At 34.4% G+C, this 11,333-nt stretch carries 5 protein-coding genes; all 5 read left to right on the top strand.

What is annotated here, in order from left to right; translation table 11 throughout:
• Nucleotides 1-241 precede the first annotated feature (241 nt).
• The 5 genes from GUI12_04695 to GUI12_04675 all read left to right on the top strand — a co-directional run bounded on the left by GUI12_04695 (nt 242) and on the right by GUI12_04675 (nt 11,253).
• Entirely contained in the window at nt 242-541 is a 300-nt protein-coding gene (locus tag GUI12_04695) for a type IV secretion system protein VirB3 (GenBank protein ID UAT43423.1), read from the top strand.
• 52 nt (nt 542-593) lie between these two features.
• Nucleotides 594-2,978, top strand: coding sequence for a VirB4 family type IV secretion/conjugal transfer ATPase (locus GUI12_04690; GenBank protein ID UAT43452.1), 2,385 nt, complete (start codon nt 594-596; stop codon nt 2,976-2,978).
• The gene (locus tag GUI12_04685) at nt 2,975-5,677 is read left to right on the top strand and encodes a hypothetical protein (protein ID UAT43422.1); all 2,703 of its coding nucleotides are present in this window, start codon (nt 2,975-2,977) and stop codon (nt 5,675-5,677) included. Before GUI12_04690 ends, GUI12_04685 begins: the two co-directional genes overlap by 4 nt.
• Before the next feature lie 174 nt (nt 5,678-5,851).
• Nucleotides 5,852-8,446 carry a type IV secretion system protein gene (locus tag GUI12_04680; GenBank protein UAT43421.1) on the top strand — a complete coding sequence of 865 codons (2,595 nt, stop codon included), beginning with the start codon at nt 5,852-5,854 and terminating at the stop codon, nt 8,444-8,446.
• Between the two features lie 185 nt (nt 8,447-8,631).
• Complete coding sequence (locus GUI12_04675; protein UAT43420.1) at nt 8,632-11,253, top strand: type IV secretion system protein; 2,622 nt, start codon at nt 8,632-8,634, stop codon at nt 11,251-11,253.
• Nucleotides 11,254-11,333: the final 80 nt, after the last annotated feature.

The following is an 11,333-nucleotide window of genomic DNA, read 5'->3' as shown; positions in this document are numbered from 1 at the left end:
GATATGGGGACATAAAAAACCAATTATCTAATACTACCATGAGTATGAGAAGTCTAACATATCTAAATGGATACTATCAATATGTCAAAAAGTAAAAAAATTTATTATTTGTAACTTCACTTTTTTTATCTTACTAGTCATACAAAACTATTGATATTTATCAAATTCTCAATATTTAACATTTCTTTATAATCATATATTAGTCTTTTTTAGAAGAGGTTTATTTTTTTGAATTTCGAATATGGCTAATACGGGAAGTGTACACACTGATCCAGTTTTTAAAGGTCTTACAAGGCCTGCAATGCTTTTTGGTGTTGGATTTACTTTTGCAGGGATGAACGTTGTAATAAGTGTGGCTAGCTATATTATGACAAAAGAACTACTTTTTCTATTTGTCTTGTTGCCTGTGGTTCATTCTGTTGGCTATGTTATTTCTTTTTCTGAACCACTGTTCTTGGAGTTATTTATTATTCGTAGTAGTAAGTGTTCTAGATGTCGTAATAAGGCTTATCATGGAGCCAATTCTTATGATATATCGTGAATTCTAAAGTCGTTTTATGAAGAATGTTTTCAAGACACTAGGAATAGACCTAATGCTGAAAAGACAAGTCATGAGAAAAGAATGCCATACAGGAGAATTTATTCCTTACACTTGTCATTACGATAGCGAGACTATTTTTACCAAAGCTGGATGGTTGTTGAAAACTATTAAATTGAACGGATTTGCATTTGAAACAGCTGATGATGAAGATGTTGATATACAAAAGAGTTTGAGAAATCAATTATTTAAAAGCATTGCTTCAGGTAATTTTGCGTTGTACTTTCATACTTTTCGTATGACACAAACCAAGGATGCTCATGATTTCTTTTCTGGGAGAATGACTAGTATTTTTGGAGAATATGTCAATCAGACTTGGCGTAAAAAATATGAAAAAGGCACATCATTTAAAAACGAACTTTATATAACTGTAGTCCGTAAATTTGATACTAAAGGTGTTGCTATTCTTAATCACCTGTTAAATAAAATAAAACGTAGCAGCTCTAAAGATGCAATGAAATCTGAAATGAAAGCTGCCAGCGAAGAGCTAAATGAAACAGTCAATAAGATGGTCAGTGGATTGCGCGTATACGATCCAAAAATCCTAGGTACAATTTACACTCCAAAAGGTTGTTTTTCAGAGATATTAGGTTTTTTTCGTAAAATAGTAAATTGCTTGCAGGATAATTATGACCCTATAGTACCTGTTGGTAATATAGCAGAATATATACCTTCTGTGCGACTTTATTTTGGTTATAAACAAATAGAAATAGTTAAGCAGGATGCAATAAATTATGCTGGAATTATTTCCTTAAAAGAATATGGACAATATACATCTGCTGGGATGTTAGATAATTTCCTACATATTCCATATGAACTTATTATTACCCAAACATTCCAATTTACCAATAGACAGGTTGCTATTAACAAAATGCAGATCCAGCAGAATCGGATGATACAATCTCAAGATAAAGCGATATCGCAAATAGCAGAAATTAATAGAGCGTTAGATGATGCAATGAGTGGAAGGATAGGATTTGGAGAGCATCATTTAACTATTTTATGTATGGCAAAAACACCTAAGGGACTAGAAAGCGCTGCTTCTTTAATTGATTCTGAATTATCTAATACAGGAGTTTATTCTGTAAGAGAAAAAGTTAATATGGAGCCAGCATTTTGGGCTCAATTACCATGTAATTTTGATTATATCGTCCGTAAGGCAATTATCAGTACTTTGAATTTGGCTAGTTTTGCATCAAATCATAATTATCCATCGGGAACACCTGTTGGTAATTTTTGGGGAAAAGCAGTCACTGTTTTTGATACTGTCTCTGGAACACCTTTTTTCTTTAATTTTCACGTTCGAGATGTTGGTCATACAATGATTATTGGACCTACAGGAGCAGGAAAAACTGTGTTGATGAATTTCTTATGTGCACAAGCTGTGAAATTTAAACCACGGATATTTTTCTTTGATAAAGATCGAGGAGCAGAGATATTTATTAGAGCAATAGGTGGGATTTATACAATAATTGAACCACGTACCGAATCTAATTTTAACCCTTTGCAGATTGAAAATACAGCCGATAACTGTACTTTTTTGACTGAGTGGTTAAAGCAATTAGTAAGTGTGAACGGAGAGAAGATATCAGCTGAAGATACATTAGCAATAGCAGCAGCAGTTGATGGTAATTTTAAACTTAGAAAAGAAGATAGAAGATTGAGTAACTTGGTGCCATTTCTAGGAATGGAAGGCCCAGATACACTGGCAGGTAGAATAGCTATGTGGCATACTAACGGTTCTCACGCAAAGATATTTGATAATCCAACTGATGAATTAGATTTAACTCGATCATCTTTTTTTGGATTTGAAATGGGACAATTATTGAAGGATAAAGCTTCTTTGGGGCCTGTATTAACTTATTTATTTCATAGAATCAATATCTCTCTTGATGGTTCTCCGACAATGATAGTGCTTGATGAAGCATGGGCTCTAATTGATAATCCAGTTTTTGGACCAACGATAAAGGATTGGTTAAAGGTATTAAGAAAGCTCAATACTTTTGTGATATTTGCAACACAAAGTGTAGAAGATGCAAGTAAAAGTGCTATAAGTGATACTCTGGTGCAACAAACTGCAACGCAGATATTTTTACCTAATTTGAAAGCCACCGAAACATATAAGTCTGTTTTTATGCTTAGTCAGAGGGAATATACATTAATTAAAAGTACTGACCCTGCAACTAGATTCTTTCTTATAAAGCAAACAATAAGTGCTGTAATAGCTCGGATCAATCTAAAAAATATGGATGATATCATCTCAGTACTTTCTGGAAGAGCAGAGACGGTTTTACTACTTGACCGTATCATTGAGGAAGTTGGCAGTAGCGATCCAAAAGATTGGTTAGATATCTTTTATGATAGGGTGAAGAATTTATGATGGTTTTTTCTTCCAGTAAAAAGCTTTATCAGAGAAGATGTGTAATTTTATTATTTTTTGTGCTTATTCCCTATTTTTTGTATTGTACGGATACAGTTACAAGAGTTACTGGCGCGATAGAAGGATTTTTTATCGCAAAGGCCTTTGCAGCAGGAACAGAAAAAGATATTCCCCCTCATATGAATGGTCGTCGTAATATATTAGCAACATTCCCAATATGTCAGTGGGATACTATCTTTTTAATGATTGCTGGTGCAACTGGAACAATGGTTGCCATTATAATTATTGCTTCTACTGGGATAGGTATCCCTGTTGCGATAGGCTTAGCTGCTAGTTTGGCCGGTCTTTTTATAGGTGCTGAAAATTTACTCACATGCGTTGGGAGCATGGTTTATCATCCTGTATATCACGATAAAGAAGGCAACATGTTAACTTGTAGTAGTAGCGATATGCGTTTGGTTTCTGCAGGAGGAGGTTTAGATGATGGATCCATAGAAGATGGGACAATACAACATGATGATTTTCCCTATTTAGACGATGTTTATACCTGTGATGGAGGTGCGGAAGATATAAAAAAAATTGTTAATGAATATAGCTGGCCAGAAAATGCTGCGCCATATTCGGATTATATAAGATTTTGCACCTTATATTTTTCACCTATGCCATTTATTGCCGCATGGAGTGCATGTGGAAAATCAAATTTACCGGCATGCTATACGCAAAGACATCACGAATTTAATGTTAATGTATTTAATCAAAGTAGCGATGATATCAGTGTTTTTGGCATGAAACAACTATTCTTCTTTGGTGATGATAACAAAAATTCTAGTATGAAAGCAAAATGTTATACTCTAAAAGAAGGACAAAGCGTTAAGGGTTTTTATGCTAGACATGTTGGATCAAAAATATGTGCTTATCATAAACGTACCCTAGGAGGAGCTGATATATTAGGATGTCACCCCCGTAATCCGGCGCCGCCTGCGCCACTTTGTGCAACATCTGTTCCAATAGTAGCAAACGGTGAGATAGTTGGATATGATGATAGCTCTTGTCATCCATGTTATCTAAGTAGATATTGTGTGGGGAATATTCCGACTTTTGCAAAAGCTCCATACACGATAATGTCTGTTATTATCCCTTGTATTCAAGAGACTTTTGCAATGGTAGTTGAAGGCTGTGGAGCAAAAGATGGTATTTTACTTACCTTTACCAAATATATGCGCAATGTTATAGGGGTAATTGTAACTTTATCTCTAATTCTTTTGGGATATAAAACTCTCATGAATGCAGTGAAAACATCTGATTTTGTTGTTTATGTAGTCAAGGTAGTTTTTGTATACTTTTTGATTCTTTCTGATGTAATGTCCGGCTATTATGATGCATTGGTTAAATTTTCTAACGAAATAGCAGGAGTTGTTTTTAGCGCTACATCTTATCAACCAGAAGATGGAAATGATTTGGGAATTCCCGTTCCTGGAGGAGATGCAATATGTGGCTTAGGAATGAATAATCCAGATAATGCATCTAGTTACAAAATATTGGAACCTCATTCTGTACAACAAACCCTTACTCCTAAAGAACAAGCTGCTTATAGCCAGTTTAGTGCTTATGGCATTAGTACGATGGAAGATCTAGAAAACAATTATGAAGCTTTAGGTTTAACAGAAGAAGAAGCAAAAGCAATGGCAGCTAAGATGTCAGCAAGAGATTACTCATATGTAATGTTGTGGGATCAACTAGATTGTAGAGTAGGTTTTTATTTAGGAGCTGCTGTTAATAATTATGCTGACGAAGATGCCAGTGATAATGGTGGTTTAATTGGTTATATATTCAGTGTAATTGTAATAATTGTTAGTAATGTATTTATGCTGCCTTATGGGTGGCTGTTTGCTCTTTTATTGATCATCTTTGTAACATTCATTTTAATGATGGTGTTGCTGTTTGTAGAGACGTATCTGATTTCTTTTGTTAGTTTAACCTTGGCAATCACATTTGCTCCAATATTCATTCCCATGATGCTTTTCTCTGTGACAAAACAATTTTTTGATAATTGGATAAAGATTATTATAGCATTTTCTTTGTATCCTATCATTCTTTTTGCTTATTTAGCATTAGTTATGATAGTGCTAGATGCCTTTTTCTTTGGAGAACTAGAGTTTAAAGAATATAAGAAAAATACTGATATGGGTAGAACGGTATATAACTACTATCTATCAAAAATAAGCGCAGATGGTAGTACAAAGGGAATAAGTCAATGTATAGAGATCTTAGATGGTATGACAGGAGAGAAAGAGGAAGATTCTAATAACGTGCAATACATTGATACAATTTTGCCAGTAGCATGTATCGTAAATACAGGGAATTTCAATTTCTGGGGCCTGTTTTTTGGCATTATGATTAGTGGATGGACAACTGTTGCTACATTTGGTTTTGGTACTGTGATGCTCACATTGGCTAGATTTATCTTTGTTTTGTTTTTATTTAATGTCTTTTTATCTGTAGTTGGACATATTGCTGCAGAATTAGCAGGAACACCACGTGTTGATGTTTCAAGCCATGCTAGTCTTGGTAAAAAATTGAAAGATAAAGTCGCGAATGGTTTACAGAAAGTAACAGGTGGTGCAGCAAAAAAAGCTATGAGTGCAGGAAAATCCTTAGCTAAAGCAGGGAAGGCTAAGATAAGTGGAAAAGGAAAATAGATGATTAAATTGAGGGTATAACAGGATTTTTAACTATAGAACTAAACTGCAAATTAGTTTATGAAATATGAGAAATTAATGATTAAGGATATTAATTATGAAGGATATTGCTAGATGATGCGAGCCTTTTCAAAGCGGAATTTAAAAATATTTATATTAGTCTTGTTTTTGTGCATGACATCAGATTTTTTATTAAAATTATCTGATTATAAAAATGTGATATCTAGATATCTGCACATTACACAGGATCTGCATGCCAAAGGAGCTTGTGGAGTTTTTGAGAGTATGTCTAGTGGTAAATTTTTACCTTCTCAGTGTCATTTGGATACTCTGCGTTTTGATTTTATATTAGCAGGTTTGGGGATTATACAGTATCAGTTGCTTATATTTGTACCACAGATATTTATTCCTTTGCTTGGATATGCTTTGGTGTTAGCGGGATTATCTATTATATCAATAAATTATATGATTCTTACAGCAGCATTTTATGCTGATATATTATTATGTATGGCTTCTGTTGTTAAAGCACCGGTTCTGCGTAATAGCGATGGAGAAGCCATTATGTGTAAGAATCCTGTTTATGATACGATAGATGTCACCGATGAAAATGGCGCTGTAGTGTCTCAAAAAACAGTGATACGTTGTCCAAGTGGAGAATATGAACTTGCAAATGGTCGAGAAACTTGGCCAGATTATGCTGTAATAGGCAGTGATTACATGGAAGTTTGTACTAGAAATATGCATTTTTATCCCTTGATGAATAGCGCATGGTCTGCTTATTGGATACCTTTTCAATATGCTGATAAATCATTTGCTGTTGATTTAGCAGGTGGTTTTGGAGCACATAGTAGCAAGTATTATATAAAAGATATTCTTTCTATTACCACTGGATTAGATCCTCAATATTTGAGTGATATCCCTAAAGCTAAGGAATATTTTCATGATAAATATAAATTAGAAATACAAGAAGTGATATACGGGAAAGCCATTGAACACAATAGTACAGGCAACTATGTTGCTGGGCTCATTTTGAATAATAAGATGTTTTTTCAAGGAGAAGGAATGCATTGTCATGTGAGCAAAAATATAAGATACACCGATAGAGACAAAAATGTTATTAATGTATCTCAGCCTGTTACGAATGCTAGATTTACATTTTCTCATAATAAAGATCGTAAAGAAATGTGTGCATTTGCTCAAGCCGGTTCTGTGACAGGGCTTTTTGGAGCTTCAAGTCTTGTGGGTTGTCAAATTGAAGGAAAAGAGCCACCATATCCTGAATGTAAGAATTCTGTTGAGATAAAAAATGATTTAGGCGTTGTCATTGCTTATGATAATTCTCGGTGTTATTCCTGTATATTATCTGATAGCTGTTTGACTTTTGTTAACCCCAACGAAGATCCCAAAATGGTACTTCATTCTAATTGGAATTTCCTAGCTCCTGTAGTTGGATGTTTCCAAGGTACCTTACATAATATGGTTTCTCCCAAGGGTAGTAATTGTGCTACTGGCGGAGAAGATGATGCTACTGGACAAATATTATTCTTTTATATACAAGACAAGTTTAAAGACATATCGTTTATTGTGACATCTATTGCTATAGCTATTTTTGGCTATAGAGTGCTTTTGTTCATGGTGCAAGACAAGAAAGAAATCATGGTTTTTGCTTTTAAGCTCATTTTTATAACGTATATGACAATGGGCGATGGAGTGATATTAATTTATGACTATCTACTTGATATTTCGACATATTTAGTCGATTCTGTTGTATCTGCAGGTAATACCAAAATATGTAATTTTGATGGAGAAATATCATATCCTTATTTCTTAAGTCCATGGGATAAACTTGATTGTAGATTGGGTGCTTTTTTGGGCGGTATGGAATTGATTGAAGCAGTTGGTGGTCCAGTTATCTTTAGTGCTTTAACAGGCTTGGGATATATGTTCATGGTCATTACAGGATTACTGTTTGCTGGGTCTTTAGCTTCTGCATTTTTAATATTTTTCTATACCTTTTTTATGGTTGCCTATAGTTTATGGGCAACTAAAGTCTATATGGTTGCAATTGTTTGCTTGTCTTTACTGGCTTTAATTGCTCCTATTCCCTTGTTAATGGGTTTCTTTTCTCCAACAAAAGATGTTTTTAATAACTGGTATAAGATGATGATAGGATATACTATTTATCCGACATTAATTATGGCCTTTGTCATGATAGGCTTTGGTATCTTTGATAATATATTTTTGCGAAATATCCCTACCTATGAGAGAGTGGAATCAAAGGGTGCAGTTGATCCTGGTATAATGCCTAGTGGACAATATAATGTTTATAGTTATCAAATGAATATTAGAGATTGTGATTCAGCCGATGAGACAGTACCAATTTGCACACTTATCAAGCGTAAGTGTGGAGTTAATATTACTTGGTTAGGTGGTTTTACTACTTGCGAATTATTTGCAAATTTCCCCGCTTTGCTGTTTGCAATGCTGCAGATGTGCATAATGATATTCCTTTTCTATCATTTCACTGTTGTAGTTGGAACCTTGACTGGAGAATTAGTAGGTAGCTTTAGATCAGACCTTACAAGTGTCTCAGGGTCACCACATGACACTATAAAAACTGGATTAGCACAAGGTATGAAAGGAAGAGCTGCTATTGCTACTGCAACAAAAAGAGCACGTGAAACAGTACAAGCAAGATATCAAGCTGCACAAAGACCTAGTGGAACTGAAGCCAAAGATAGACAGACTCCAAGGAATAATAGACCATGATAAAAGAACAGTAATTTGGAGGGGCATTTCAATTGGAATATCAAATTATAATAATTCCAATTCACTAAAGATATCACGATTGAATTTATTAGCAATAATTTTGACATCATTCTTTGTTATCATATCTGGCGATTTACATGGTTAATCTTGTAATTTTATAGGTCTTGCGGAAGAATTATGTGCTTATGAAATCTCGTTTTATCTTGAGATATATTTTACCTATATTTACCCTTTTTCTACTTTCTGCATGTGGGCCGTGTATAGATGCAGATTACATGAGTAATACCTTTTATTATGACACAATTCAAGTGGAAGATTTTGCAGGAGGGCAAAATCCTGATGGAATAACGGGAACAATAGTTATTCCCAGTGATAATCCTGGAAGTGTTGAAGTGCGTTTTGTTTCCAATGAAATACAATTGTGTGACCCATATGTGTATGAATATGATCAGTTAATCAAAGGTGTGACTTTGGAAGCTGGTAGAAGTGGAACGCTTTCTCTGGCTCCTTATAGAGAGGAGTTATTTAATGAAAGTGTTTGTGAAACAAATATGGGTTTAATTGGCAAATATTACTTTAATTCTAAAGAGCAATGTAAAAGTAAGGCTGGAACTACATTTACCATAGATTATGGCCCCAATGGTAATTCTTCTGGAACTAACTTGGACGATATATTTAATAATAATGTGCAATTAATAGCAGAGAATGAATTATCAAAGGGCGAAGCCTATGTTTTTTCTATTATGGATGCAGAACATCAAACTACACAATCCAATGCAATGACAGCTTTTTCAAATGAATTTGGATCTGCAGATTATATGGATGAATATAAAAAAATGATAGAGAATGTATGTAATGCCGCTCGTAATGGAGGCGTTAATCAAACTTGTGAAAGTTTAGGGTTTGTTTCTAGTGGAAGCGATAGTACTGGAGATCGTCTGAAAAAAGATTATGCCTGCGCTTTGTATTTACCAATGAAACAATTATCTTTCCGGTACATTAACAGCAGCTTCTGTAGCGCAATATGCGGTCTTACCGTATCAGATCCTAGTAGTATTTCTGGAGGAGATCTAAGTTCTGTGAAGATGTCTATGACTACGGATGATTGTCTGGTTAATTTGTACAGTAATCAAGTAAATTACTCAGGCATGGTAACTGTTGAATCTATTATTCCTAATGCTTCTTTAGGAGACTTTCCGCGTAAGACATTCCCCGTAGTGGGTGTAAGTGGTATTAGTAATCTTACAGGATTAATGATCGGTCCTGTAACTGTGGGTTCTGGAGGCTCATATAAATTGCAAAATGCTTCTCCTTATAAAGTGCGTCTAACAATGGATTGTCAAAGCCCAGATTCAGGGTTGTTCTATAGACTAAAAAGCCCTAGCGGCTCTGTGAGTACATGGCATAAAGTGGATTTTGAAGGAACAAATGCAGCTTTCGTTGATATGGGTAAAAGTCATGGAAAAACTGGTACTTTGGAATATAAAGTAGGCCTTTCTGGAAATGATAACGTTAGCGGTAATTATATGGTGCGAGCTAAATTGCCCCGTACTTTTCCTACTATCATTTCTAATTTTCTGATCAAGATACGAAACTCCGTTGTTAAGATAATTTATGGAGAGGTTAATTTCAATGATAATAGCGATATTATGTGGATAGGCTCTGAAGGGCCAGTTGGGTGGATTTATCAAAACTTAATACGTAATTTCTCTCAAACTGTCATTGTTCTTATGACATTATCATTAACAATAACAGGCTTATTTTTCCTTATGGGTTCTATTAAACACACTCAATCTGAATTCATTATCTTAATGTTCAAAATGATAGCTGTAATGATAATGTTCAGTGAGAATAGTTGGAATATACTCTATAACAATTTCTTTGCTTTTTTCGTCGTGGGAATGGACAATTTAGTGAAAACATTTACTTATGATGCTATTAATCAGGTTGAATCAGTTAACGTATTTAGTCTGTTTGATTCTTTGTTGGGTAGATTCTTTGTTGGGGAAACTTGGCTGCAAATTATTGCGATTTTTGCGACAGGACCACTTGGATGGTTTGCATGTCTTATAATAATTGCAATGATTAGGGATTTATTTGTCTGCTGTATAAGATCTACGTTTATTTATTTAACATCGATGGTATTGGTTGCAATGTTGATATCTATAGCACCGCTGTTTTTTTCATTTCTTTTATTTAAATATACGAAAAAAATGTTCGATCAATGGATTAAAATCATGATGAGTACTATCATGCAACCTGCTATTGTTTTTCTTTCTGTATCTGTTTTAAGTCAAGTAGTTATTGCCATTATAGCGCAGGTTTTTTCATTTTCTATTTGTACACAAACTGTACTATGTTTGCAAATCCCAAATGTAGATTTCTTACCAAAAATACCGTTATGGAATCAATATACAGCTGCATCTTATGATGCAGGTTTTGCTGGGCCAGAGCTTGTGCCAGATACAGAATATGGTGGAAGCTTTTTTGGATTACCATTTGGCTTTACGTCTTTGATGGCAGCAGTTTTTGCATCAATGATGATAGTCAAAATACTTGATTATGCTCCCATTATTGTTGAAACGTTATTTGGAACTATGATGTTAGGTCTTGGGGGTGTTGCGAGTCAATTAACACAAAGTACTGCATCAATGGTAGGTATGGATGATCAATCTAGAGATAATCGTGCTGATAAACAACATCGTAAGAAACTTGATGCAGACCAGATGGATATAGCAAAACATGATAGTAAAATTCGAGATACTAAAGAATCTGGAGGTAGAGAGAGTAACACTAATCGTAATTAGTTTGATGGTTATCATGTTTTTTGCTTGGACATGGTGATGATAAGGGGAGGTAATATTTTTAAATATTACTTTTACAGAGG

It is taken from the genome of Anaplasmataceae bacterium AB001_6 (genome assembly GCA_020002265.1).
Taxonomy (GTDB): domain Bacteria; phylum Pseudomonadota; class Alphaproteobacteria; order Rickettsiales; family Anaplasmataceae; genus AB001-6.
Note: the sequence above shows the minus strand (reverse complement) of the source record. Positions and strands in the feature narration are given on the sequence as shown.

What these genes read in the sequence shown, in the direction of transcription:
- GUI12_04695 (UAT43423.1), top strand. Translation starts at nt 242, where the DNA reads ATGGCTAATACGGGAAGTGTACACACTGATCCAGTTTTTAAAGGTCTT.
- GUI12_04690 (UAT43452.1), top strand. Translation starts at nt 594, where the DNA reads ATGCTGAAAAGACAAGTCATGAGAAAAGAATGCCATACAGGAGAATTT.
- GUI12_04685 (UAT43422.1), top strand. Translation starts at nt 2,975, where the DNA reads ATGATGGTTTTTTCTTCCAGTAAAAAGCTTTATCAGAGAAGATGTGTA.
- GUI12_04680 (UAT43421.1), top strand. Translation starts at nt 5,852, where the DNA reads ATGACATCAGATTTTTTATTAAAATTATCTGATTATAAAAATGTGATA.
- GUI12_04675 (UAT43420.1), top strand. Translation starts at nt 8,632, where the DNA reads ATGAAATCTCGTTTTATCTTGAGATATATTTTACCTATATTTACCCTT.